The 24,796-nt window shown below is 49.9% G+C and carries 20 protein-coding genes and 1 pseudogene; 4 read left to right on the forward strand and 17 right to left on the reverse strand.

All coding sequences use genetic code 11. The annotated features are described in order from the left end of the window. Positions 1–73: 73 nt before the first annotated feature. The 3 genes from AB4K05_RS09025 to AB4K05_RS09035 are packed head-to-tail and all read left to right on the forward strand — an operon-like array spanning position 74 to position 1,492. Complete coding sequence (locus AB4K05_RS09025) at positions 74–400, forward strand: antibiotic biosynthesis monooxygenase (RefSeq protein WP_368479638.1); 327 nt, start codon at positions 74–76, stop codon at positions 398–400. Continuing rightward, the gene (locus tag AB4K05_RS09030; protein WP_368479639.1) at positions 393–782 is read left to right on the forward strand and encodes an amino acid-binding protein; all 390 of its coding nucleotides are present in this window, start codon (positions 393–395) and stop codon (positions 780–782) included. Before AB4K05_RS09025 ends, AB4K05_RS09030 begins: the two co-directional genes overlap by 8 nt. 59 nt (positions 783–841) lie before the next feature. Beyond that, a complete protein-coding gene (locus tag AB4K05_RS09035; RefSeq protein ID WP_368479735.1) occupies positions 842–1,492 on the forward strand; it encodes an ArsR/SmtB family transcription factor in 651 nt (216 codons plus the stop codon). Positions 1,493–1,560: 68 nt separating this feature from the next. On the opposite strand, the gene AB4K05_RS09040 is transcribed toward AB4K05_RS09035, so the two are convergent. Both AB4K05_RS09040 and AB4K05_RS09045 read right to left on the reverse strand, forming a co-directional pair. Continuing rightward, positions 1,561–3,552, reverse strand: a complete 1,992-nt coding sequence (locus tag AB4K05_RS09040; protein WP_368479640.1) for a TonB-dependent receptor — start codon at positions 3,550–3,552, stop codon at positions 1,561–1,563. A 10-nt stretch (positions 3,553–3,562) separates the two neighbouring features. Further along, the gene (locus AB4K05_RS09045; RefSeq protein WP_368479641.1) at positions 3,563–4,621 is read right to left on the reverse strand and encodes a YncE family protein; all 1,059 of its coding nucleotides are present in this window, start codon (positions 4,619–4,621) and stop codon (positions 3,563–3,565) included. Between the two features lie 711 nt (positions 4,622–5,332). Here AB4K05_RS09045 and AB4K05_RS09050 point away from each other — a divergent pair. Continuing rightward, positions 5,333–5,500: pseudogene (locus tag AB4K05_RS09050) on the forward strand (helix-turn-helix domain-containing protein); the annotation flags it as partial. Between the two features lie 202 nt (positions 5,501–5,702). Here the strand turns inward: AB4K05_RS09050 and AB4K05_RS09055 are convergent. From AB4K05_RS09055 to AB4K05_RS09125, 15 genes are all read right to left on the reverse strand, one after another. After that, entirely contained in the window at positions 5,703–6,449 is a 747-nt protein-coding gene (locus AB4K05_RS09055; protein WP_368479642.1) for an SDR family oxidoreductase, read from the reverse strand. A gap of 99 nt (positions 6,450–6,548) precedes the next feature. Beyond that, positions 6,549–7,667 carry an NADH-dependent flavin oxidoreductase gene (locus AB4K05_RS09060; RefSeq protein ID WP_368479643.1) on the reverse strand — a complete coding sequence of 373 codons (1,119 nt, stop codon included), beginning with the start codon at positions 7,665–7,667 and terminating at the stop codon, positions 6,549–6,551. A 12-nt stretch (positions 7,668–7,679) separates the two neighbouring features. Next, positions 7,680–8,738, reverse strand: coding sequence for an alpha/beta hydrolase (locus AB4K05_RS09065; RefSeq protein WP_368479644.1), 1,059 nt, complete (start codon positions 8,736–8,738; stop codon positions 7,680–7,682). 192 nt (positions 8,739–8,930) lie between these two features. Beyond that, positions 8,931–9,821 carry a LysR family transcriptional regulator gene (locus AB4K05_RS09070; RefSeq protein ID WP_368479645.1) on the reverse strand — a complete coding sequence of 297 codons (891 nt, stop codon included), beginning with the start codon at positions 9,819–9,821 and terminating at the stop codon, positions 8,931–8,933. Positions 9,822–9,923: 102 nt separating this feature from the next. After that, positions 9,924–11,327 (reverse strand): ISNCY family transposase, encoded by a 1,404-nt coding sequence (locus AB4K05_RS09075; RefSeq protein WP_368479646.1) that lies wholly within the window; start codon positions 11,325–11,327, stop codon positions 9,924–9,926. A gap of 646 nt (positions 11,328–11,973) precedes the next feature. Next, entirely contained in the window at positions 11,974–12,225 is a 252-nt protein-coding gene (locus AB4K05_RS09080) for a MafI family immunity protein (RefSeq protein WP_368479647.1), read from the reverse strand. A gap of 868 nt (positions 12,226–13,093) precedes the next feature. Then, on the reverse strand, positions 13,094–13,465 hold the full coding sequence (locus AB4K05_RS09085) for a hypothetical protein (RefSeq protein WP_368479648.1): 372 nt from the start codon (positions 13,463–13,465) through the stop codon (positions 13,094–13,096). A 13-nt stretch (positions 13,466–13,478) separates the two neighbouring features. Further along, positions 13,479–16,988 (reverse strand): hemagglutinin repeat-containing protein, encoded by a 3,510-nt coding sequence (locus tag AB4K05_RS09090; protein WP_368479649.1) that lies wholly within the window; start codon positions 16,986–16,988, stop codon positions 13,479–13,481. A gap of 227 nt (positions 16,989–17,215) precedes the next feature. Next, complete coding sequence (locus AB4K05_RS09095; RefSeq protein WP_368479650.1) at positions 17,216–18,220, reverse strand: zinc-binding dehydrogenase; 1,005 nt, start codon at positions 18,218–18,220, stop codon at positions 17,216–17,218. A gap of 106 nt (positions 18,221–18,326) precedes the next feature. Continuing rightward, positions 18,327–18,797 (reverse strand): hypothetical protein, encoded by a 471-nt coding sequence (locus tag AB4K05_RS09100; protein WP_368479651.1) that lies wholly within the window; start codon positions 18,795–18,797, stop codon positions 18,327–18,329. After that, positions 18,784–19,551 carry a transcriptional regulator gene (locus tag AB4K05_RS09105; protein ID WP_368479736.1) on the reverse strand — a complete coding sequence of 256 codons (768 nt, stop codon included), beginning with the start codon at positions 19,549–19,551 and terminating at the stop codon, positions 18,784–18,786. The genes AB4K05_RS09100 and AB4K05_RS09105 overlap by 14 nt, the downstream gene beginning before the upstream one ends. Before the next feature lie 57 nt (positions 19,552–19,608). Further along, positions 19,609–20,301 carry a molecular chaperone gene (locus AB4K05_RS09110; protein WP_368479652.1) on the reverse strand — a complete coding sequence of 231 codons (693 nt, stop codon included), beginning with the start codon at positions 20,299–20,301 and terminating at the stop codon, positions 19,609–19,611. Then, positions 20,273–21,616 carry a fimbrial protein gene (locus AB4K05_RS09115; RefSeq protein ID WP_368479737.1) on the reverse strand — a complete coding sequence of 448 codons (1,344 nt, stop codon included), beginning with the start codon at positions 21,614–21,616 and terminating at the stop codon, positions 20,273–20,275. The genes AB4K05_RS09110 and AB4K05_RS09115 overlap by 29 nt, the downstream gene beginning before the upstream one ends. Next, entirely contained in the window at positions 21,616–24,096 is a 2,481-nt protein-coding gene (locus AB4K05_RS09120) for a fimbria/pilus outer membrane usher protein (RefSeq protein ID WP_368479653.1), read from the reverse strand. The genes AB4K05_RS09115 and AB4K05_RS09120 overlap by 1 nt, the downstream gene beginning before the upstream one ends. Next, entirely contained in the window at positions 24,083–24,784 is a 702-nt protein-coding gene (locus AB4K05_RS09125) for a molecular chaperone (protein WP_368479738.1), read from the reverse strand. The genes AB4K05_RS09120 and AB4K05_RS09125 overlap by 14 nt, the downstream gene beginning before the upstream one ends. Positions 24,785–24,796 lie beyond the last annotated feature (12 nt).

Below are 24,796 nucleotides of genomic sequence, written 5' to 3' on the forward strand. Positions count from 1 at the left end.
CATTTCGCTGGCTGCCGAAGTATAACTTTCTGGCCGTCTCTATAGTGTGGTCATCCACACAAAGGAGGTCGCTATGATTGCCGTTATTTTCGAAGCTATCACTCAGCCAGAACAGCAAAGCCGGTACCTCGAACTTGCTGCTGAACTTAAGCCGGAACTGAGCCATGTTGCAGGATTTATCGCCATTGAACGTTTTCAGAGCCTGAGCCAAGAAGGCAAAGTATTATCGCTATCCTGGTGGGAGGATGAAGCGTCAGTTATCGAGTGGAAGCGCAACATGCACCATCAGGCTGCGCAGCAGGAGGGGAAAGAGACCATTTTCGCGCACTATCGCATCAGGGTCGTCAACGTTCTCCGTGATTATTCGTCTTCCTCGGCGCGAGTATGCCCACATGTATGATATTCACGTTATTCTTGATCATACGCCAGGCGCGCTAGCACAACTGGGCATCACGCTGGGGCAAAACGGCGTGGGGCTGGAAGGGGGCGGACTCTTTAGCATGGACGGCGCCAGCCACGCCCACTTTCTGGTTGAGGACGGTGAGCGGGCGCGAGAGGTTCTCAGCGCGGCAGGAATGCAGGTAGTAGCGGTAAAAAAACCGCTTATTCGCCAGTTGAAACAAGAGCGCCCGGGGGAACTCGGAGAGATAGCCCGAGTGCTGGCGCTACAGCAAATAACAATCCACGTGCAGTATAGCGATCACAGCAACCGTCTGATTTTATTAACGGATAATGATAGATTAGCAGATGAGATCACAGATAAATGGAGCGTTGAATCGTGATAAAACCGCTTGCCGCCACTTCACCAACGACTGACGACGGAGAAGCGCTTGAATACGCCATGGCGGATGTCGCCACGGCGATGGCTGACCCTTCGCGGCTCAGTATGCTGTGCGCATTGATGGATGGCCGGGCCTGGACCGCCACCGAATTGAGTGCGGCGGCAGGCATTGCACCTTCCACCGCCAGCGCCCATTTGCGCAAACTCCTGGATGGCAATCTTATCAGCTGTTTATCACAAGGTCGGCATCGCTACTATCGGCTTGCCGGCAGCGAGATTGCCACACTCATCGAAACATTGATGGGGGTATCCATGAGATTAAGCCCTCCTTATAAATGCACAACGCCCGTTAGCTTGCGCAAAGCGCGCACCTGTTATGACCATCTGGCGGGCGAAGTCGCGGTGAGCCTTTATGCATTTATGGAACAGGAATGCTGGTTGACCCCGGCGGGTGACGACCTGACGGCAGAAGGGCTGCTGAGATTGAAGGAATTCGGAGCCGAGATGCATTTGCCGGCGAAACGCAAGATTGCCTGCAGTTGCCTCGACTGGAGTGAACGTCGCCCGCATCTTGGCGGCAGTGCAGGAGCGGCTTTATTATCGGCATTTGAACGCAACGGCTGGTTAATCCGTATTCAGGGATATCGTGAGGTTAAATTTACCGATGAAGGGAAAAGGGCGCTGCGCCGTTTTTTTAAAGTAGAACTGTAGCATTGGTAATAGGGTCATTACAGAAACGCTTGTAAAAATGCCGGAGCAAATCCGCCCCGGCGTTTTATTTAGAACTCGTAGCGCGCGCCCATATTATAGCGACGTCCTTCAAGCATCGAGGTTTCGTTATAGGTCGTGGTGTAGATTGGATTCACGTCAAACAGGTTATAAACCCCGGCCATCAGCGTGATATTTTTCGTCGCACGATAGCGAACGCCTAAATCAACCAGCGCGTAAGCTTCCGTTTTGGTCGATTTCCCGATATCCGGCGAATTGCTGCGCCAACTGGCCTTAGTCCACAGATCCACGTCATTGGTCGCATTCCAGGTCAGTGAAATGTTCGCCATGCTGGTTGGGAAGTCGCTCAACGCGTAGCCTTTATACTCACCACTTTTTTGCTCGCTGTGCGTATAGGTATAGTTGGCGTTTGCCTTCAGCGACGGCGTAACTTGCCAGTCACCGTTCAGCTCCAGACCGTAAACTTCCGCATCGCTGACGTTGAAATACTGGGAGACGCTTTCCGCAGTGTATCCGTTGTAGACACATTTTTGCGTCGCCGTTTCAGTACAAATCGTGTAATCGCTGATTTTGTTCTTAAAGCGAGTGTGGAAGATTGTGGCATCTGCCGCCAGCGTATCCTGCTGCCAGTATAGCCCTAACTCAGTGTTGATACTTTCTTCCGGCTTCAGGTCGTCGTTGCCAATCCCAATATAGGAGTAGGGATACGCGCCATACACGCTGGTAAAGCCGGAGTTATTTTCACGCAGATCGGGCTTTTTATAACCGGTTGATACGCCGCCTTTAAGCGCCCAGTTCTGATCGATAGTCCAGTTGCCGTAGAGTTTTGGCGTCACGTGATAACCAAAATAGCTATCGTGATCCAAGCGGGCCGAGGTGGTCAGCGTAAAGTCTGGCACAATCATCCAAGCGTCTTCGGCGAATACGGCCCAACCGTAGCGGGTAATTTTGCTCACCGGAGTCACCCCAGCAACGGCTTTATCCTCAACGTCAAAGGTGTCGTTGAGTTCATTACGCGTGTAGTTGGCGCCCAGCGTCAGTTTGTGATCGCCCAGGGTGAAAGTGTTGGCGCTGTTCGCTTCAAAATTACGTTGTTCGATAAACTGTGGCGACATTTCCTGCACGCGATACTCGGTGCGCGCTTTTTCGTAGCTGATGAAATTCTTCACTTCCAGCAGGTCATCACCGTACCAAGCATGTTGTGAAAGTGAGGCCGCATCGCGGTCAAAACCCCAGTACCACGGGCTGTTGCCGGGGTTATGGCTCTTTTCTTGATGCCCTCGGGTAGCATTAAGATCCCACAGTTGAGTATCCGTCGGCGACATCGAGACGGTGGCATCCAGGTTGCCCGCTTCATGCTTCACGAAACGAGGCTTCTTCGGGCTGTCATCATCACGACGATCCAGATAATCAGCCGCAACGCTGACGCCTAATTTGCCTGGGATAACTGGTCCCATCAGGAAGGCGTTAGTCTGGTTGGTGTTGCCGTATTTGCTTTGTTCTTGCAGGAAATAGTTATCCTCCAGCACCCCGGTCCAGTTCTCTAGGTTGTAGCCTTTTTTGGTGATCACGTTGACCACGCCACCTATGGAGTCGGAACCATAAAGAGAGGACATCGGCCCACGAATAACCTCGACGCGTTCAATGGCGGCCAGTGGTGGCAGAAAGGAGGCTTCGGTACCGATATGGTGACCGTAAGGGCGTGATTCTCGAGTCGCCTGTTTGATTCCGTTGACCATATAGGACGTATAGGAAGAATCCATCCCGCGCATCTGCACATCACCACTGGCCAGCGTGCCGTGACCGTTGCCCACTAGGACGCCCGGCATTTCACGCAATGCTTCAGTAACGTTTTGATTTGAGCGCGTGTTTAACTCTTTTTCATCCACCACGGAGATTGTCGCCGGCGCTTCCCGGCGTTCTTGGCTAAAGCCGGTGGCGGTGACCACCATTTGGTCTTCGTTGTCGTTGGCATATACCGCCGTTGGCAGGTTAGCAAAGGCGAGCGAAATAGCCACGGCAATACGTGTTTGGGTAATCACGAGTACTTCCTTAGAATTTAGTCAGATCGATTTTTACGACGTAGTCAGCCTGTTCGCTTTTTTCGTCTTGCTTGACGCTGATGTAAAGCGTGTTTGCATCGGGAGAGAGCACGAGGCTATTTGGCATGGCCGCCGTAGTGATGCGGTGTTTCACGCTGTAGGTATCCGCATCAATCACGCTGATCTGATGGTCGTTACGGTGGGTCACATAAATTTCATTTCGAGCAGCGTTATACATCACCGCAATGGAGTTAGGCGTTGGGATCCGGTGGAGAAGTTTCCCCGAATCAAGGTCAACCACAAGAATGTCTCGTGTGTTGGTATCGGCGATATAGCCCACTTTTTTGGCACTGTTCAGCGCAATGTTAAGGAAGTAATGCTTTGGTTCTTTAGGATCAACCGTGACGCGAGAAATGACTTTTGATGTTTTGCCATCAAGAGTCAGCAGTTCACCTTTGCCGGTAACGGCGTACACTTTATCGGCTGCTTCATCGACCGCAAAGCCAACCGGGTCATAGTTTTCAATTGTTTCGATCAACTGCTGCTTTTGCGTATCAACAACCCACAGTAAGCCACTGTCTTTGCCACCAATCCCGGAGATATAAAGACGCTGATGTTTCTTATCGAGAACCACTTCACGAACGTGGGCGCTCTTTTTCGGATTCGCGTTATCGCTTAACTGGATGGTATTAATCACGTTGTTGGTGCGCGTATCCAGCAGGGCAATTGACCCTTCTAACGCGTTACCAAGGTAGAGGATATGATTGGCTTCATCTAAAGCGACGGCAAAAGTGCGGCGTTCAGTGGCGATTTTTTTATTAATTTTCAGCGAGTTTGCATCAAGTTGGAAAACCAGCCCAGCGGTTTTCTCTTTATCAAACGATGGTGCGGACGCAGCATAAAGCGCATTTTGCCCTTTATCATAGGCTAATTCATAAACGCCATGACCCAAGGACTGAGACTGGAAGTCTTTATCCGTAAACGCTGCGGCGCTAGCAAAGCAGGCGTGAATTGATAAAGAAAGGGTGAGGGCGCGAAAAACCTTTTTCTTTACATTATTTGTAGACATGTAAGTTTCCTTTGCAATTTTTTACAAAAACAGATGTTATTGATAATGGCTATCATTTGCAATTGAGATTTAATGTCATTTGCCTACCAGTATTTGGCTTGAATTGTCGTAAAAGTGTCATGAGGTTTTAGGCGTTGGGGTGAACCGGTTAACGATGTGGTTTTAGGGCTATGGGGAAATGTTGGCGGTTGAAGTGCGATTAAGAATAAGACTGGATGGACAAGCCCGTGATGTTGACATCATTGGTACTTGTGAAATCCGGAGGTTGTTTTTCAACGTTTGGTGCCAGCACGGAACTCAGCGCATTATTCTCAACGGACTTTGTAGGAATTGGTTTGCAGTGGATGTCTGGATTTCAGGAAAAGAAATAAGTGGCCAAACAATTTCGCAAAGAGTTGGAAAACGTTGGTGATGGTGCTTAACGGGAAGCTGGCAGCAGGAGCAGTCAATGCGGATCAGTGCAGATGGCTTTGATATGGCTTTGATAATGCAGCCACCGATTAGGGCTTGATGAGTACAGAATGGAAATAGTGGCATAAAATCCGGTAAATCGGCGTATGGAGCGCTTGGATTGAGCTGGACAACTATGGCTGTGTTTCTCTGGATTTCTGATAACTCTATGTTTGTCAAGGCTAAGTAGAAATGTCCGGGGCAGGGCAAAGTTGAAATGTCCTTTGGAAGTAACAGGTGGCGTCATTCTGGTGAAGAAAACGGTTTGGCCGTAGGCGCGCTACTGATAGAAAATGTATGCTGGCCCTCCACCGGAAAGATACTGCTGCAACAAATATCGCCCGGCAGCTTAATATTGCTCGCTCCACGGTTTATAAAATTCTCGAAGAGGCGAAGACTATATTAAGCAGTCACATTGTCTTAACGTGAAATTTCATGCCGCCGAGCATCGAAGTCCTGATACCTTACGGTAAACATTAAGGTCTGTTTATATGAAATTGTATTTTTCGGTAGGAGTAGATCCGTCACGTCAAGTAACTGAAAATACGCCGGTCCATTCTCCTGCACGCACGGTATTTATTTGAATGAGGGAGAGTGAACAGGCAGACTCTCCCCATTTTGTTGTCCAGAACTATAGATCCTGGGCTGTTGGTCTGAAAATAATTTCGTTAATCCCCACATTTTCTGGTTCACTGATTGCAAAAGCTACCATGCGGGCATAGGTTTCCGGCGGAACACCGACTTTACCGACATACTCCTGGTTTACAGCCTGAACATCTTTATCGCTAATATGCTCAAGTAACTCTGTCGAGACGGCGCCAGGGGATATAATGGTTGCACGGACGTTATAAGCACAGGTCTCCTTTCTTAGCCCTTCAGTGAGTGCTCGTACCGCATATTTTGTGGCAGAGTAAACGGCAGATGCGGGAAAAACTAGGTGGCCTGCAATGGATGCCGTATTGATGATGTGCCCCGATTTCTGGGCTTTCATGTAAGGCAGTGCAGCAGCAATGCCGTGCAGAACACCACGGAGATTAACATCAATCATCTGATTCCACTCGCTGACCTTTACCTGGTCAAGCGGTGACAGTGGCATCACACCGGCATTATTAATCAGTACATCAATACGTCCCCATTGGCTAACGGTAGTTTCAACGAGCTTTTTAACATCGTCTTCGCGGGTGACATCTGTTGCGATGGCCATAGCGGTCCCACCTTGCTCGTTAATTTCTTTCGCAAGCGCATCAATACGACTTGAACGGCGGGCTGCAAGTACTACTTTGGCACCCTTTGTAGCCAGGTGGCGAGCCGCCGCTTCACCCATACCGCTTGAAGCACCGGTTATTATAATTACTTTATCTTTAATATTGTTTGTCATCTTTGTTTCCTTAGTTCAGCATCAATTACAGCTGCACCATAAAAGTCATCGGTGGTGAGTTATTCAACCCAGCTCTGTAGCCAATATGCGTAGTAACATTTAACGGATGTTGAACCAGCCAGTCGTTTCTTCAATTACGCGCCAAAGTTTCTGTGGTATAGCTAGTTGATCTGCGTCAGATGCAGCAATATTGAGAGCAATTTTTCCTTCAGCTTTACCCTCTGCAAACTTAACCCAGTCTGGGTTCATAATCATTCCCTGGCCTATGGCCACCAAAGACACACCTGCTTTAACAGCATCCTCCGCTTGCTCTGCTGTTCGCAGCTGCCCGGCAACAATCAGAGGTATACGTCCGGTCAGATGATCGCGCACGATTTCGATGACTTTCGGGCCATTCGGTGCATCAACGGGTCTGGCTTCAAGTGCATTACCGAGTGATACATGAAGATAATCAATACCCTCCTCGACCAGGCGGTCAACCAGCTGAAGTGACTCATCAATGCGCAACCCATCTTCGTAATGCTCATCCAGTGAAATGCGGTATCCCATCAGGAAGGGACTGGCTGCATGTTCAGCAATCGTTTTACGCACACTCTCGATGACGCTGAGTGGGAAACGCATACGGTTTTCAAGAGAGCCGCCCCATTGGTCGTCTCTTCGGTTGGAATGAGGTGAGAAAAAGTTCTGAAGTAAAAAACCATGAGCACCATGTAACTCAACGCCATTAAACCCTGCTTCTATGGCACGGCGAGTTGCTTCACCGAAAGCCTGAATAACCGTTTCGACTTCAGTGCATGTAAGTTCGCGAGGGGTCACGGAAGGTGCGAAAGGCCCTGCATCACCGGGAACAGCGCTTGCAGCTACGATATCTGAAACCAGTTCAGGACTGGTTTTCATACCTGCATGGAAAATTTGTAAGATTGCCGGTGCTCCACCGCTTTTTGCCGCCGCCGCAAGACGCTTTAAACCGGGAATAAATTTGTCGTCATATGCAGCAAATTCCCCCGAAAATCCGATGCCATTTTCCTGAACATGAGTACAACCGGTAATCACCAACCCAATATCCTGAACACGTCGACGATAATAAGCTTCTTCATCAAGCGATACTGTGCCGTCATCATTACCCGCCCACGTCGTCATGGGTGCCATAACAATACGGTTGCGCAGAGTCACACCTTTACCGAGTGTAAATTTTTCAAGAAGTGGATTTTTTTTCATGGATAGTTATACCTAAATGAGATTCTTTTTGAAGAAAGGAGCCAGCTTACTCGCGGCAACCGTTGCACCCTGACCATCATATAGATCCATGTGCGTCGCACCCGGGATGATATGCAGCGTTTTTTGAACAGAAGCAGCAGTTTTGTGTAATTCCTGGCTGTGCCAGAGCGAACCTGCTTTGCTACCGGCTACAATCAGAAGCGGCTGTGTTAAATAGACATCCGCCTCTTCAAACCCAGTGAAAGACGCCAGCGTACTGATACTTGTCATCAGCATTTGATTCGTGGAAGTCGAATATTTTCCGCGTTCGGTCAGATAGTAGTCCGCAGCTTCCTGAAGATCTTTTGGGGCACTGGTATCACCCAATTTGGGTACATAGTTGACATAAACCGGTGCGCCACCCGCTGCTTCTGCTGTACGCTGTTTAGCAACAGCATCCAGAGTCGCAATGAGTTCAGATTCAGATGTTGTTCCATCCCAGCCTTTACGGGTTGCCGCTCCGACATCCACGGCACTGACTGTTGCCAGCGCTTTGATTCGGCGTTCCGTCATCGACGCTTTAACCGTGATACCACTACCTGCACAAACGCCTAATGCGCCAATGCGATTATTATCGACATAAGGGAGAGTCGTCAGGTAATCGACTGCGCTATAGAAATCGACAACACGTTTCATGGGATCATCGACAAAGCGCGGTAATCCGCCACTGGCCCCCTGATGGGAGGCATCAAACGCCAGAGTGACAAATCCTTCTTTAGCCAGTTTCAGGGCATAAAGGCCTGCTGTCTGTTCCTTAACGCCACCACCTGGGTGGACAACGACAATAGCAGCGTATTGACGGTTTTCGCTGAAATCCGGGGGGACGTAGACGTTTCCGGACATCATTATCTCATTGTTGCGGAACAGGACGCTGCTGACTGTGACGCCATCTACGTGTGTCGTGGTGCCAGATGTACGAGGGGTAGGTGAGAGCAGGGCTGAAGCATGACCCGCCATCAGTAATCCTGCTGAGGCCACTGAACTCGTCAGGATAAAATTACGACGACTTAACCCACCTGTTTTTTTACTCATTGCAAGACTCCTTCATATACATGATGGCGGCCCTGGCCGCTGAAAGAACATGGATTGTTTCAGCGGCCATCTTAATCTCTTTAGTATTGAGAAATTAGATGCTTAATTTCGCATGGGCTTAGAAGGAGGTTTTATTAATAGGGTTATAAGTAACTGAGTTCGATATGGACCAGGAAAAACAGTGCTCAAAGGTTATGGGGCACGGAGTGCTTCGAGCACCAGTGCAAATGCCGGAGAATGTTGTAGACGGCTGGGGTAGTAAAGATGATAGGGAGGGCGCGGTGGACACCAGTCAGTAAGCACCTGGACTAACATCCCGTTTTCAAGATAATTCTCCACGGTATCCAGCGGCAGATAAGCAAGTCCCAGCCCATCCAGGGCGGCCTGCCTCATCATATTTATTGTGCTGAAAGTCGCTCGTCCATCAATACGGACCTTAATTTCCGTCTCTTCCTTGCGAAACTCCCAGGTATAGAATCCGCCATGAGTGGGCAGGCGTAATCTGATACAGCTATGATCGTTTAAATCACGAGGCGTTACCGGATGGTTTTTTCGCTTGAAATAAGAGGGAGCTCCGACCACTGCAAAACGGAAGTCCCTGGCAAGCGGCAGGGATACCATATCCATATCCACCTGTTCGCCCAACCGAACTCCGGCATCATAACGCTCAGCGACAATATCCTTGAGTCCGTACTCGCTGATAATTTCAATGTTGATATCGGGATATTCGAGCATCACAGGAGCGAGTTTAGGCCAGAGAATCGTATCAGCGGCATGTTCAACGGCAGTAATGCGCACAGTACCGGCTGGTTTTTCTCGCAATCCGCTCAGCGCAGCTATCTCATTTTCAATTTCGTCAAAATGGGGTCCTATACGGGAAAGTAGCCGCTCGCCAGCTTCCGTAACAGAAACGCTACGAGTGGTGCGTGTAAGAAGACGAAGACCAAGGTCTGCTTCAAGAGTCCTCACCGTGTAGCTCAACGCCGACTGCGAGACACCTAACTGAGCGGCCGCTTTTGTGAAGCTTTTTTCCCGGGCTACTGCGATAAAAGCTTGATAATCGTTAATATTTTTACGGCGCATTTATTAAACCAATTTCTATGTGAGGCATCATTAGAGGCATTAACAAAATAATGCGAATAAAGGCACTTTGTCCATTATTAATGCCTGGCAAATAATGTTGGGTTACGTTTGTTTCTTCCCAAATATCTCTTCAGAGCGTGACTGAAGTTTCATCAGTGCATTGAACATATCGTCCTGTTCCAGGGAACGCTGAGATTTCTTCGTCGTGGGGGCTTTACGCCTGCGTGAAGGGCCGTCTCCGGATGGCACTGATTGTGACCGGTTATTATCCCGTTCGGCCTGGACCAGTTGCGCCATTTCCAGTGCCCGCCCCAGGCGTTTGTTGTCTACAATGGCCCCCTGATCGATTTCAGAAAGCTTGTCATAGGTGGAGTAGGGAAGTGATACGCCATTAAGCCGAAGCTCTTTATGTCCGTCAGGGTAATGCCAGACATCGATGTATTTACCAATCGCCCGACGACTGAATTCGCTATCTTCAATCAGATAAAGGACTTTGTCGTACTGCACTGTGAGTGATTTCGACACTTTACGAGCTTCACGCCAGTTAAAGACCATATCAAGGTCATCATCGACATCCAGTTCCCGATGAACATCAAACGCCTGGCGAGGCGCTTTTGCGAAACGCCGGTTGTAATCGTTCATGAACTCTTCGGCAAATGCGTTCGCAGCTTCCATGGAGCTGATGCCCTGGAGCCTGAGTTCCTTGACCAGTCGGTCCTGAAGCGTCAGGTGCGCCCGTTCAACACGGCCTTTTGCAGCGCTGGTTTCTGCACAAATGGTCTGAATGTTCAGTTCATGCATCGCACGGCCAAACTGGGTATCGCCGTCGCCGCCGGTTGCGTTTTTATTGTTGATCCTGAAAACACTGGCTTTGTCGCTATACAGCGCCAGCGGTTTGCCGTGTTTTTCAATATAGCCCCGGGTTGCTTCAAAATAGGTGAAAGTAGACTCAGATTTCACGAAACGAAGCTGCATTAAACGACTGGTGGCGTCATCGACGTAAACCAGTGCCGTACACTTAGGTCCCCGGTTTTCAAACCAGTGGTGGTCGCAGCCATCGATTTGTATGAGTTCACCGGCACAGGCTCGGCGGTAACGTGGCTGCTGAATTTTTGGCGCACGTTGCTTACGTGGCACCCAAAGACTGGCCTGCGTCATCAGCTTACGGACGGTTTCTTTAGAAAGATGAACGCCGTGAACCTCAGACAGTTTTTCACATGCCAGCGTCGGCCCGAAATCGTTATAGCGCTCGCGAATAATATTCAGCGCGTATGCGGCCAGTCCCTGAGGCAACTGGTTGTTACTGGATTTACCACGGCGACGGCTGGTCATGCCAAGCGGACCATCTTCACGATAACGCGCAAGCAGACGGCGGCACTGACGGTCGGAGATACCAAGCCGGTGAGCTGCCATCTGTGTTGTCAGACGCCGGTCGATGACGTCCTGAATTATCTTGAGTCGGTTAACTTCATCCAATGTAAAAAACTCCGCTGCGAGAGCCGTCATGGTAATCCTTACTTGATTATACACGCCGGACATCTTAACTTAGCCCAGAGCGGACATTACAACTTTGCTATTACAATGTTAGTGCGCATAATGTATATTATGTTAAATAATCTCTATGAGTCTATTACTTCATGCTTTACTCGTGCGGCCACAGAAATCAGCATGTTGTGAATTTTGAGATACCTCCCTTTTATTGCATTAGGTCTGTCGTACATTTACTTCACCTCATGCTGATTGTTGGGTGTTTCTATGTACTCGCTTACCCAGATTGTAAGTTCAAACGGCCGAAGGTACTGGATTCTGATGGATGTAACCTTGTGATTTAAAATCTGATCCTAGCATATCTATAACGACATCAAACTCCTCGCTTAGAGCCACGTAAAGTAAGATATCGATAGCCTTACCCATACTTATTACCTTCCTAAAGTTGATTATCTGGAGGTAGACTCAACTATACATGTGGCTTATGAAGACATTACTAACATCGCGGTGTATTAATCAATGGGAAGCAGGTCACACTGTTGTTCACCCCGCTCAGTAATGCGCTGGTCGTCAATCGGGTCACCCGAACTGATGCCGACGCTCTGCTGACGGTTAAGAAGAAGATCCCGGACTGAGGCCGGGATTAGTCATAGCTATCAGGATGTTATTTCTCTGGATTGATATATGTATATCTACTATCTATTTCTAGTCCAAGATCATTAGCTATTTTAAGCACTTGTGTGTATTCATCTTTGCTAATCACAACATCATAATCAGCGATGTGATCACATAGCGTTTCGAATGCTAATACGTTCTCTGAGAACCCAATATAATCAAAGGCAAAGTCAACTAGCGAAGGATCCAACCGATCCTTTAACTCTTCACCTAAAGATCTAATTTTGTCATTAATATCCATTGTGCCCACACTATTTCTTAATTAACTTTAAAGATGGAGGAGTCGGATTATTATCCGGGAACGCTGTTACTATTTTCCCACTAGCTGGCTCGTATACCACACGAACTCTAACACCCTCTCGCTCTTCCCAGGCAACCCATCTTGCTGGTCTACCTGCATTTGTATACGTCCCGACCGTTCCGGTCTGGGCAAACCAAGCACAGAGACGACAGTCAGCACTGGAATCTAGGCTCAGTATTTGCATCATGCTTTTGCTCAGCTAACTATGACAAATCGTCCTAAAATCTCAAAAACAGGTCTAACCGTATTAGTTCATGAAGTTATCTGGAAAACAACCCTTCCTTCTATTAAAAATATTCATTTAAAGCAAAGAGATATGGCGTCTGTAGTTTATGAACTGGAATCTCGCTAAACATAAGTTGAATTGAATAATTGGCTTAATAAACTTGAATCCTCACTATAAAGCCATCTACCCACTACAGATACAGTACTGGCCTGACCTTCAATCTGACTGCCATGTAAGGCAGTGGAGGGAGAGTTAACCTCTCCCTTTCAAGATCCCGGATTTTAAGGAGCCGAAACCTCTTTTATATCGGGTCCTCTCCATTGAGAAGTACTATCACATTTTCTTTCCCAAATTCTTTCCTGATCAGATTAGCTATTTAACGGATTTTCCATGTACTTTCCGTGAGTTACAACCGATTTCCCCTGCTCTACTTCCGGCGCGGCAACTTTGTGCGTTGTTAAATGTTAAATGTTTTTGGCCCCGCAGACGCTACCCCCCGGCCGTGACACTAGGTCTACCGTACCACCATCATATAAGCAAACTACAGCACCACTTAAGATGCAGAAGTCTTGGATTTATATTTCAATTAAGAAGTTCTTTTGATACGTTGCCAGTATCAAAAAACTCTTTTAAGATCCTTACAATAAGCTCACTGTCTTTTGTAAGCTGAGATTTCGGCCAGTAATCTCCAAGAATCACTATTCCTATATCAGGTTTAGATGAATCCCAGTACGTTCTTACTTGGTATTCATCTTCGACAATCTCACCTAATGTTATCAAGTAATAACCATTCTCCGTTCTGACCTGAAGCATTTCAGCGCTATCATCGCCACTGTTCAGTATATCAAGAGTAAGGGTTCCTTTTTTCCCCTGAATTTGCTTGAACTGATTTAGTACCATATCCCAATTTGAGATCTGTTTATTGCCACCTGTTTCGTTCAGTGTCCAACTCATTTTAAAATTCATTTTAATCCCTAACCTTGAGAGATTTCATGCCAGGATGCCAGTAGAGGACGGAACCTGTAGCCTCTTCATAAATTGTTAAATATTTTAGCCCCGCTTTATCAGCCATAGCTGCTATATCACCGCGGCAATAACCACATACAGACTCTTTAGATACACTCATTGTCATCTCACGCCCTTGAGTCATACCCTTTTCAAAAGCTTGCTGTATAACACCTACTTCAGCGTGAGCTGTAGCCATATTGCCATTAGGAAGAGGCTTGTTTTGCTTATCTATTTTAGCTTGGATTCGTCCATCAATGAGTGTTGGCTTATTCACATCTGCTAAGTTGGAAGGCCTTGCCCCCTGATTAGTATCAGTAAACTTAGCTCCATCAACATTACCTTTCGCCACGACCTTAAGACTAGCATCAACGATTTTACTTAATTGTTTTGCTGCAGCAGAACCCAAAATTGGTGTTATTGAAGCCGCAATAATCTCCAGGCCTTGCTTTGTTTCGGTGTAGCTTTCTGCGGTCTGACGATCCACCCCTTTGGTGACCATGAAATAGTTAATCATGGCGTTTTTCACCTGCTGCTGATTCTGTGCATCAACACTAGTGATATCGAGTAGATTGACTATCTGACCATACGCATCAGCGTACTGTTGGCTATATTTCGAGTTATAAGGGCCATCTTCATACCCCTCTTTTGTCGCAATGACTTTCAGTCTTGCACCAGCACACGCTGAACTCCCTGCATTACCATTACCGCAGGCATCAATAACTTCCTTATCACTGGCGATATCTTTCTCAAGTAATGCAGCATATTTCTGCTGTGCTTTTTCGCGCTCTGCCGGATCTTTGCTGTTCTGGAGTTTCTGCTTCGCCAGCTCAAGCTCTGTCTTTTCAGACACGCTAAGATAGTTATTCTCAACCGTAGTCTTACCCGCCTGCCCCGCATTCAGCGCATCCTGTGTACTCCCGCCTGCCAGACCTCCGGCTATCCCCGCCGCCAGACTCGCAAACGCACTCAACGTCGTTTTCTCATCTTCCGTCAGCTCACTGACGCTCTTATTGTACATTTCCTGCGACAGCATACCCACCGCTTCCGCCGTCACTGCACCCGCCGCCTGAGACAGGGCATTCTCACCTTTCACCAGCGCCAGCGCAACGTTTGCTATTGCATGCGCGGCAAGTCGTCCCGACTTATTGCTTTCTGGAATGGTTTTAGCTATCTCATTCGCCAGATACGGCGCACTCGCATTTGCCACCGCGCGGCTGACGTCGCCGTTCGCCAGCCCCTGTATTAGCGCCGTCCCTGCCTCAACAATACGCCGGTTGCTGCCGCCCACTCCCCACTGCGACTGGTTGATTTCCGCCTGTATCGCCTGGGTTTTCAGGTAACTGTCGATGTCGGCATCATTTTTCACTTCCTTGCCCTGTTCCGTCAGCGCTTTTCTCGCCGCATCGCGCTCTGTCGCTGATGGTGTCTTCCAGTCTTTAGTCACCTTCTCGGTGGCAGCTATCTCCGCCTGCGTTACCGCAATATCGGTGATCTGCTGGCCAACCTCACCTATCAGCTGATTGCGGTCGATGCGTTTTTGCTCCGCATCCTTATCAAATATCGTCTCCAGCTTTTCATGTGCGTTAGCCGTGTCGCGGCTCAGGTCGTTGACATCCTGCGTTTGATTCGCGGTGTCACGCACAATAATCTGGCCGTCCGATACCGCTGCATGCGTGGTATTGCTGCTCTGCCCGCTGTTGTTCACCCCACTCAGTAACGTGCTGGCACTGTTGGAAATAAGCTGACCGGCAATCGGACCGCCCGAACTGATGCCAACGCTTTGCTGCTCAACCTTGTAGTCCGCGTGGTTGCGGATGTCATTAAAGCCTAAAGTGCCCGTATCAAGACGGTTCTTATCTTTATCCGCCTGACTGCTGATAACAGCTCCATTAAGCTGGGTATGCTCACCTACGGTGATATCAAAACCACCTTGTCCCGCGTTAATTCCTGTCTGCTTATCGACCGACTGGTAATCACTGTGCATCGCCGTCTTGCTGGCATTGGCCGAGAAAGAGCCATTGCCCATGCCGGCACTGCCGCTAACGCTGACGTCTTTCTGTTTTGAGTCATACGCATCCGTGGCCTGTTGGCTGCTGAGCGTCAGGTTCCCCCCCACGGTTGCCTTAACGGTTTCACCGCTTGCCTGAGCCCCAGCTAACGTGGTGTCTTTACCGCTGTTGATGGTGAGCGTTTTGCCCGCATTAACTTGCGTATCCGTGTAGTACTGGCTGTTACCTTTCTCAAAGCCACTTCCTTTACTGGCGCTGGCATTGACGTTCCAGCCAAAGCCACCAGATCCCGCGGTGATCCCGACTCCAACAGCGCTGCCTTTACTGCTGTTTTTACCGTCTACGGTTTGGCTATTGTTGGCCGAAGTCAGCAGCAGATTGTGGGCCGCATCAAGCGTCAGATCCTTGCCGGCCTGCAGCTGGCTTCCCTGAACCACGATGTTACCTTGTTCGCCCTGCCCTGTGGCTTTCAGGGTGAGGTTATCACCCGCGGTCAGCGCACTACCTGATGCTGTTTTCTGCTGAGTTTTGGTTACGGATTTTGATGAATTGCTGCCGTACGAGAGGTTAATCCCGAACGAATCGTTATTGCTCATATCCGAACCCGGATTTTTCGCCGCAGCCAGTTCGCGAGCTTGGTTAGCCTGTTCGAGATTAAGCCCGGCCTTAATACCCTGCAGAGTCTTTAATTGTCCGTCATCGGTGTCACGCGCCGTCCTTGCGGTTTGATAAGCGGTATTTAACGCGCTGCCAACTGCACCACTCAGTGATAACGTCAAACCACTTTGTTTCGTTTCGGTGGTGCTGATATCGGTACGGGTATTTTCAGCCGCAGTGACATGAATCTCCTTCCCTGTGACGGTAATATCCTTGGCGGCGATGACATCGCTACCGTTAACCGCGACGGTGTTACCCGCCGTTAACGTCACATTGTCTGCCGAACTTCCTACCACGCTGCCTTTTTTCTGATTGCTTTCGCTGTCATTGGTCTGCTTGATGGACTGCTTGCCCACGCTAAACCCAATCCCACCGCTACTCATCAGGCCTGATTTGGACGTTTTCGACATGTGTGACTCATGTGAAGCCTCATCGACCGTCCCGACGTTCAGATTATTACCGGCCGTCACGTTCACCGCATTTGTGCCTAACACATTGCTACCGCTGAGATTAACGTCATGGCCGGCCGTCAGGTCTAGTGAATCCCCGCTGAAGGTGGTGCTAAGTGCGGTACGGGCATGGTTTTCATCGTGCGTTTCTTTCGTTTTGCTCGATAACAGACCTTTGTCGGTATGTTTCGTGTGTTTAATATAATCTTCGGTTTCCACACCTGCGGTGATGGAGACATCCCGGCCAGCGCTGACTGCAAGCTTGCCGCCACTTTCAACGGAGGCTGCTTTCGCTACGAGATCCTGGCCTGCCGATAAGGTGAGGTCGCCTTGGGTCTGGATAGCGGTCCCCACCTCTGAACTTGTGGCTCCACGATAATAATTATTAGCATTAGCGGTATAATCAAACGCGGTGGCCACTGAATAAAATATGGTGCGGTGAAAGTAAAAATTTAGGATAGGCTCAGATTCCCATTGCTAGTTCATGAAGAACTCAGGGAGAAAGACGATTTTTGGGCTAAAGAAACCTTTTATTGCGATGGGGCTCCAGAGCGTCTCCGTTTGCCCCAATTCAAAAAACTTTATGCGCCGATAACGACCACCGGCTTACCGCTAAACTGACGATGGCGCAGTTTATTAAGCAACTGCGGCAGTTGTTTAAAATCAACGGCTACGGTCTCTTCCGCTTTGAGACGGTTCTCGGCCAAATCTTGTAAAATTTGTGCGCCCGCTGCTGTCAGATTTTTCCAGTCATCATCATCGCCGTACCAGTGCAGCGCACCCAACGCGACTTCATGCATCGATAATGTGCGACCAAATGGCGCACATGGCCACTCGCTCAAACGCCCCTGAATACTGATAATATGGCCGTTTGCTTTTAACGCTGGCGTCAGTCGCGCAGCGTGATCTTCATTAACACTGTCAATAACGGCGAAGAACGTTGAATTTTGTTCTTTAGGCCAAGACTGCGTTGGCTGCAGCGGGCCTTCGATACAAACCTCAGCCCCCATTGTTTGCAGACGCGACCAATGCCGCGGATTACACATTGCGGTAAGCGCAAATCCGCGCGCGGCAGCAAATTGCACCAAGTAATGCCCCACAGCGCCGCCGGCGCCGCTGATCAACAGCGAAGCTCCGGGTTTAATCGGCAATTTTTCAATCGCAAGCCAAGCGGTGAGCGCCGGGCACGGTATACTTGCGGCAACCTCAAAACTCAGTTTATCAGGAAGGGGCAACAGTGCCCGGGCAGCAACCGGCGTGTGTTCAGCATAGCTACCCGGTTTTGCCAGACTTTGATGGTAAGCCACCCTCTTGCCCAGCCACTGCTTATCTACCCCATCACCCAGTGCGACAACGGTTCCAGCCCCGTCCACCCCAGGTATGTGCCCTTTCTCCCAGTCAATTAGACCGGGGCCCAGCACCTTCCAGTCAACCGGGTTAAGGCCCACAACGGCGTTACGAACAAGCACATCTCCCGCGTTAAGCTGAGGAATAGCGATACGTTCAAGTTTTAGATCTTCCGGTTCGGCGCTGCCGTGCCAAGTCCAGGCCAGATGCGTATCCGTGACGGGTAAAATGTCAGACATAGGACTTCCTTATTGTTTCAGGACATTATCCAACAAAGATAAGAAATACGCCGAAATAAGGCAAATCACCCTTCACGATAATCGCTATAAAAAACAATAATATCAGCTAGCGGCGGCAAAACACTGACGGTGAACGACTGGTGTAGAACTGCCACGTGCTGCTATTGAGCCGCAGAATGCTCAAGTAAAAAGGTTCTTTCGCTTTGAGATAAAAATCAGGCAGCGTCCTTTTGAGCATCGGGTTCAAGTTAGAGCCTCCGGTACTTGAGGACACGTTTTCCGATGCCAAGAAATAATCATTACCCTTACGGGTAAAGGAAAACCAAACATTGTGATTCACTTCAAGCGTATCACCGTTATTATCAAAAATTTGCCCGCGCAAAATAGCCACACCTTTCGAACCATCAAAAACGTACTTGATGGAAACATCGCCACGGATATCGGGATACTCCATCAATAACTCCCCTGAACAGTCAAAATGGGAGCGCTGCCAGTTTTGAAACAACAACGTTGCGACGATCGTCAGCAAGACGGCCAAAGCGATCAAAAGGATCCATTTTATATTACGAACCTGCATGTCTCGGCTCCGTGAAATAATAGTAGGTAATGCAGTCGTTATCGCTCCAGCGGCTGTATTGCTGACGGCAGGTTAATGCAGAGATCCGTGGAAAATTTGGATACAACGTAAGATAAATCCAAGGATAGCTATGACAATCGAGCGCGCTGGTCTGAATAAATTGCTGATGCTTGTCAAATTTCAGCACATCCTGATTTGCATACCAGTGACATCCCTGCCCTTCACTCAACGGTAAATAGTGACTTAGCCTAGCGTCGAATTGCATCTGCCAGGTGATCACTGAAGCCACAATACAGCTGGCAATTCCCGCCAGCAGCCACCAGAGGGCGCGCTTTTTCGGTTGCAGTTGCACGGAAGATTCGGCCAATGTCTCAGTCGCCGCCGCTGGCCTGTCTTCCAGCGGTTCGTCCATTTCCAGTTCCTGTACTTCCAATTGAGATTCAAGACGAATCCCGACTTTTGGCACGGTAACGATCAGCTCTTCGTTGAGCCCTAGCTCTTTAAACGCACGGCGTAACAATGAAATGTTCTGATAGAACGTATTATTTGTGACCTGCGCGCCATTCTTAATCCACACGTGCTCAAAGAAATAATCACGTTCGATAACCTGGCCATGTTGTTGAATTAATAATAATAAACAACGCGTTGCCGGGTTACTTAATGTAATACGCTTGGCCTCATCTGAATGCAAATGTAAAACATTTCGCTCGGGCCAGAATACAACGCTGCCGTTAAGCAAAAAAACTCTTGCCATCATGTTCCCTGAATTTGGTTTATTGAAAACTTAGTTAAAAAATTAGTTCATCCTGAGCTAATCGACGACTCCTGACGTTCCCCAACGGTTTCCTTCATCATTAATGACTGTAAAGTTTATCTTATTATTCCGTCGTTCTGGAGTAACCGACCTGAAAATCATCTGGCGGGAATACGGTGAAACCACTATTCCACTTGTGGAATACTCTCCTATAGAAACATTATCCAGTGTTATATTCCACGGGCCGTCATTCATTGCGTAAATTCCACCATCGGCATAAGAAAACCTCAGAAGATTAAGACTTTCTTTAGTTAGTGCGCCTATTTTTCTCGGCCTCCAAAGCACTTTAATCTGGTTTCTAAGCGCTAAAAGAACTTTTTCACCATTCCGTGCCTGTTTCTGCTCTGGTGGAATTTGATAAACGTTAAGCCAAAACAGTGATTCACGATCGTTAGCCAGCCCCGAGCCGGTGGTCATAACCCGGAGTTCGCGCTGTTCACCTGGCTGAATTTTTAAAACTGGCGGCAGCACCACAAAGGGGGCGCTGGCCTGCGATGGCACCCTTTCCGGCAATCCATCATCTATCCAACTTTGTATCACCACGGGATAGTCGCCATCGTTCACCAGCATCACGGTACGTTGAGTCTCGCCATGGTTAAAAATAACGCGCGTCATATTGATATTGACTGCCGCCTGAGAGCTAAACGCGGTTAAGTAGAAGCTACTGAATACGCACCAGAACTTGTACATGTGACTGGTAGCTCCCCGCTGTTAATGTGTCGGCACCAAAACTGGCTAGGCGCGCTTCGAAAGTTTCACTGTAGTGATTTACTCCATCTTGGCTGCCAGTTTGCTGCGTATTGCCGCCAATAACCGGCATCCAACCGCCAGCCGTCCCGCCGCCGGCGGTGGATGCGGTAAGAAAGTTCACCGGATTGCCGGCACGATAAATTTGTACGCCAACGCCCCGCGCACGGCCAGAAGTGCCGTACTGAGTATCAAGGAGCCAGGTGACCGCAGATCCGCTTGTCAAATTGAACCCTTTAGCGCTAGCGATACTGCTGTCCGGCGCCAGCATTCCCATCGCGACATTGCTTTTACCTGTGGCCACACCGGATATCACCGTTGATTCACAGGCAAAACCTATCTGGAACGGTGCCGATGAATATTCCCCACGCTGTAACTGCCCCACGGAGATGGGCGGCAAATGAACAACCGGATCGAAATCCGTCACTTGGCACATCGCCGCACGTTTTACCGTGATTCCGTTGTTATACAAACTGATCACCGACGGCCAGTCGTTTGCCCAGCCAGCCCAGTTGCCGCCACGATGAGGCTGGCCGATATTAATGTTCCAGGATGAGGTTCCCGGTCCACGAAATACGACGTAAGCGTTGGGATTCACGTAGCTGTTATAGGTCGCAGACTGGGCCTGGTTCGCGTAATAGCGTGTATCTAGGGTTTTAATAAGCTCCACGCTAATCGTTGAAAAATTTTTGGCTTTAATCAGGAAATTACCATTGGTATCGAGATCCAAGTTTTCCAGTGGACGCTGCTGCCAGCTGTCAGTAAACACATTGCCGGTGGCATTGTGTGTCAGACGCAGCGCCACATTTTTCATCACCGTTAAGCGAGCGCCCGGCACATCGTTTGCTTCGTACCAGCCTGCGTAGGCATCATCACCATTGGTTGACCAGGCTTCATAAAGCTGACCGGCACTATCCGGCGTGCAGCGGAAAAATACCTGTTCCGGATCGTAGCCACCCCCTTTATGTGCATAAGTGGTAAAAGGAATGCCGCCGCTGGAAGTCAGGATCGTTCCCGCAGGCTGAAAACTGCTATTGCTGGTGATATCAATCGATTTACTCAAACCCGGCAGCAGACCGTTCCACGCATCGTTACCGCCGCCGGATCGCCAATCATTGGCGATGCCGTCCGTTTCGGCGCTCAGCCGATGCGAGCCCTGGGCACCGCTGATTCCGGCCTTGTACGGATAAATAATGTACTCACACGCGGCCTGAACACCTGGCGCCAACAGCGCTATAAACAGGATAAAATATCTCATCATCGTCCCTTCACTACACAAGCCTGTGTGGATGCAATCAACGGTTCCGCACGCTGTTCTGGGGTAACTTGCCACGCAACCGTGCAGTCACTGCCCTCAAGCGTCAATTGACCCTGTTCGCTTTCCACCCGGGCATAGATTTGGTTGCCCTGAGCGACCATACCGACAACACGTCCTCGAGCGTCAGTAACAGATGCGCCTAATGGAAGCGAGACATTGTCACTTATCGTAATCAGTAGCGGATACCCGGACAGCGTTGCAAAGCGCAGTTTTACTGCGGCCCCTGCCATCGGCGCGACGCGCCGTTGGCTTTCCTGAAGCTCTGCCTGAGTATCCATACCGCTTCCATCAAGCGTGATGTTGTTATAGCGGTAAGGCGTTAATGACGGCACCAGTGCGTATCCGCGACTATTCACCGTTGCCCCCTGGCCGCCACCTATTTTGGCTCCCGCTGCCCCCGGAGCTTCAACCAGCGCAAAGGTGTTACCAACCCACGGCCCGGCGACAACGCCATGCCGATGGACGACCACCGCACCACGAACCCCTGCTGCAACTTGCTGATAATTCTGCGCCTGCGAAACGCTGCCGTTGAGGGTGCCAAAGGCGGTATTTTTCTGTAATGAACCGCTCCAGTCGGTTACATCGCTTGCGTCCCCCTGGCCTTGTTGCCAGTTGGTGGATAGCGCGTAATTAAGCGTTTCCGCACTATCAAGTGCGCCAGAGAGCGCCACCTGCGCACTGTGTCCAGCCTGCTGCGCGCGGCTAGCGGATAACGACAACGTATGTTCCCGTTCGCCAATGCCAAGCGGCATTGACAGTGTGAACGTGGCCACATTCTCCTTTTGCGCCTGCGATGAGTTTCCGTTGCGCCACCAAGTGTCCTGCCGACTAAAAGCGATGCCTAGGCTGACGCGCCCTACGCTGGTGTTGTACCCCGTCTGCAACTGGGCGCTGTTTCCACGATTGCCGTAGTAATCCATCATCGACCCGGAAACCCACAGGTTGCCGTAATCGCCCAAGGTCTGGTTGACGGTTACGGTAAACTGATTGCGCTGGCGTAGCGTATCTGAACGCCACTCGGTATCGCGCCGACTCAAGGCATTGCGCTCACCCAATACGTCGCCATAGTCACGATAGCCTTGCGTTGAATAGCGATAGCCCGCTAGCGCGATGTGCGTCCCCGTTGGCGTGAACGTTTTGCTCCAGTTGGTCTGTAAACGCCAGCCGCTCAGGGACTGCGAGGTCAAACGAGAACGTGACATTGTCACATCCGAACCGAAAGCGCCCAATGCAGTCGCCAACACCCCCCCCATAAGGAATGCCTGATAATTATCACCAATACGTAATGCGCTATTGGCGGTAACCAAATTACTCATTCCGCGCTCTAGCGTGAAATCAGCAAAGGGGCTATCGGCAGCGCTGTAGTCACGTGTTTTCCCCGCCACCAGGCCATAGCGCCAGACACCGGGACGCAGGGATAACGGCACGCTGGCATACGGCACCGTATAGCCACTTTTTTTGCCGTCGGCGCCGGTAATTTCAACCTGCAAATCGCCATCCCAGGATGTATTCGGCAAATCATCCAGTACGAAAGGCCCCTGTGGCACGCTGGTTTCATATAACGTACGTCCGTTCTGTTTGACCTCAACGCGTGAAGGCGTAGAAGCCGTCCCGCGGATCTCCGGTGCGTACCCCTGTCGAGACTGCGGCCACATTCTCTGATCGGTTTCTAACTTAATCCCGGTAAACGCCATGCTGCCCAGTAAATTACCCGGCGTGTAGCTTTCACCGACGGTTAACAGGCTTTCTAACTGCGCCACTGGACGCTGAAGCCAGGTTTGTAGCGCGTCCCAGCGTTGGCTTTCACGCTCACCATCACGCCGCCAGTTGGCAGATGATTGCTGGCGAAACTGCCAGCTGCCCATGTTGAAACCACTGCTTAACCCCAACCAAGCGTAATCACTTTGCTTGCCGCCATTTTTATTGTGATAGACGTTGAGGTTGTAGTTGCTAAACAGCACATTTTCGCCGCTTTGCCACTGTTCAGGCGGCACGTAATCCAGCGGCGTACGCTTAAGCGAAGCCTGAGGCACATGTAAATTCAGACGCAGTTGGCTTTGATCGAAATCCCACAGCCCACCGCTGACGCGGTTTTTCGGCTCGATACACGCTTCCGGGCCCGTTTCCTGCGCCGCGCTAACGCCTTGCTCGTTCCAGAATGTCACGGGGAGACAAGGTGCAACTTCCCCGTCACTATTTTGACGAAACAGCACGTCATCGCGTCCGATGTACTGCCCGTTAAGCCAGAGGTCGACACTGAAACGCCCGGCAGCAACCGCATTCTGAGCGTTGAACTGCGCCAGCCCTTTCTCATAGCCGCTGCCAAGGAGTAGCGTCTCATCAAAGGTGTAATCGCTTGCGAAAACCGGCGCTGTGCCGGGTAACAGCAACCACCACCAGCGCAGATTAATGGCGTTCATGTCCCGTCACGCGCCCGGTTAGAGTTGCGCCCTGATCGTTAATCCAACGCATCTGCGCCTCGTTCAGTTGCGATATTTTTGCCGGCCATGACACGGTTGCCCAAGGTGCGACCGTTTCGCTCTGAATACGCTGCTTTTTGCCCGCACCGCTGACCTCAAGGGAGGAAAGTGCCAGGTAATAACCTCTGTTGTTGTGCAAAAATAATTTGCCGTCGCTGAGCCAAACCCGGCTGCTGCTAGCCATTTCCAGCGGCGAGCCCACCAGCCCTTTGGGTCTGACCAGCACCTTTACACGGCTGCGCACGAGCACCAGCAGTTGGTTATCCGCATTTGAGGCCTTATTCGTAGGTGGGATCTGCACAAAGTTAAACCACCACAGCGATTCCCTGTCCTGAGCGACCGGTTTGCCAACATAGCGTAACCGCACGGTTTGGCCCGCCTGCGCCGCCAGTCTAAAGACCGGCGGCGTTGTGACAAAAGGTGCATTAGCGCTCTGCGGAGTGGATTGCACGTCGCCGTCATCCAGCCAAACCTGAACCACGCTGGGAAAACTGTCGCGGTTAGTTAACTGCACGCTGATTTCCCGTACATCTGCCGGATAAATAACCCGGTTGCCAGTCATGACAACGCTAGCTTGTGCGCAGGCGCCCCACACCATCCCGACCAGCGCTATTGCCCATCCTTTCATCACAATAGGCTC

The sequence above is a fragment of the Kluyvera sp. STS39-E genome, assembly GCF_040932435.1.
Taxonomy (GTDB): Bacteria; Pseudomonadota; Gammaproteobacteria; order Enterobacterales; family Enterobacteriaceae; genus Kluyvera.

What these genes read in the sequence shown, in the direction of transcription:
- AB4K05_RS09025 (WP_368479638.1), top strand. Translation starts at nt 74, where the DNA reads ATGATTGCCGTTATTTTCGAAGCTATCACTCAGCCAGAACAGCAAAGC.
- AB4K05_RS09030 (WP_368479639.1), top strand. Translation starts at nt 393, where the DNA reads ATGTATGATATTCACGTTATTCTTGATCATACGCCAGGCGCGCTAGCA.
- AB4K05_RS09035 (WP_368479735.1), top strand. Translation starts at nt 842, where the DNA reads ATGGCGGATGTCGCCACGGCGATGGCTGACCCTTCGCGGCTCAGTATG.
- AB4K05_RS09045 (WP_368479641.1), bottom strand. Translation starts at nt 4,621, where the DNA reads ATGTCTACAAATAATGTAAAGAAAAAGGTTTTTCGCGCCCTCACCCTT.
- AB4K05_RS09055 (WP_368479642.1), bottom strand. Translation starts at nt 6,449, where the DNA reads ATGACAAACAATATTAAAGATAAAGTAATTATAATAACCGGTGCTTCA.
- AB4K05_RS09060 (WP_368479643.1), bottom strand. Translation starts at nt 7,667, where the DNA reads ATGAAAAAAAATCCACTTCTTGAAAAATTTACACTCGGTAAAGGTGTG.
- AB4K05_RS09065 (WP_368479644.1), bottom strand. Translation starts at nt 8,738, where the DNA reads ATGAGTAAAAAAACAGGTGGGTTAAGTCGTCGTAATTTTATCCTGACG.
- AB4K05_RS09070 (WP_368479645.1), bottom strand. Translation starts at nt 9,821, where the DNA reads ATGCGCCGTAAAAATATTAACGATTATCAAGCTTTTATCGCAGTAGCC.
- AB4K05_RS09075 (WP_368479646.1), bottom strand. Translation starts at nt 11,327, where the DNA reads ATGACGGCTCTCGCAGCGGAGTTTTTTACATTGGATGAAGTTAACCGA.
- AB4K05_RS09080 (WP_368479647.1), bottom strand. Translation starts at nt 12,225, where the DNA reads ATGGATATTAATGACAAAATTAGATCTTTAGGTGAAGAGTTAAAGGAT.
- AB4K05_RS09085 (WP_368479648.1), bottom strand. Translation starts at nt 13,465, where the DNA reads ATGAGTTGGACACTGAACGAAACAGGTGGCAATAAACAGATCTCAAAT.
- AB4K05_RS09095 (WP_368479650.1), bottom strand. Translation starts at nt 18,220, where the DNA reads ATGTCTGACATTTTACCCGTCACGGATACGCATCTGGCCTGGACTTGG.
- AB4K05_RS09100 (WP_368479651.1), bottom strand. Translation starts at nt 18,797, where the DNA reads ATGCAGGTTCGTAATATAAAATGGATCCTTTTGATCGCTTTGGCCGTC.
- AB4K05_RS09105 (WP_368479736.1), bottom strand. Translation starts at nt 19,551, where the DNA reads ATGGCAAGAGTTTTTTTGCTTAACGGCAGCGTTGTATTCTGGCCCGAG.
- AB4K05_RS09110 (WP_368479652.1), bottom strand. Translation starts at nt 20,301, where the DNA reads ATGTACAAGTTCTGGTGCGTATTCAGTAGCTTCTACTTAACCGCGTTT.
- AB4K05_RS09115 (WP_368479737.1), bottom strand. Translation starts at nt 21,616, where the DNA reads ATGAGATATTTTATCCTGTTTATAGCGCTGTTGGCGCCAGGTGTTCAG.
- AB4K05_RS09120 (WP_368479653.1), bottom strand. Translation starts at nt 24,096, where the DNA reads ATGAACGCCATTAATCTGCGCTGGTGGTGGTTGCTGTTACCCGGCACA.
- AB4K05_RS09125 (WP_368479738.1), bottom strand. Translation starts at nt 24,784, where the DNA reads ATGAAAGGATGGGCAATAGCGCTGGTCGGGATGGTGTGGGGCGCCTGC.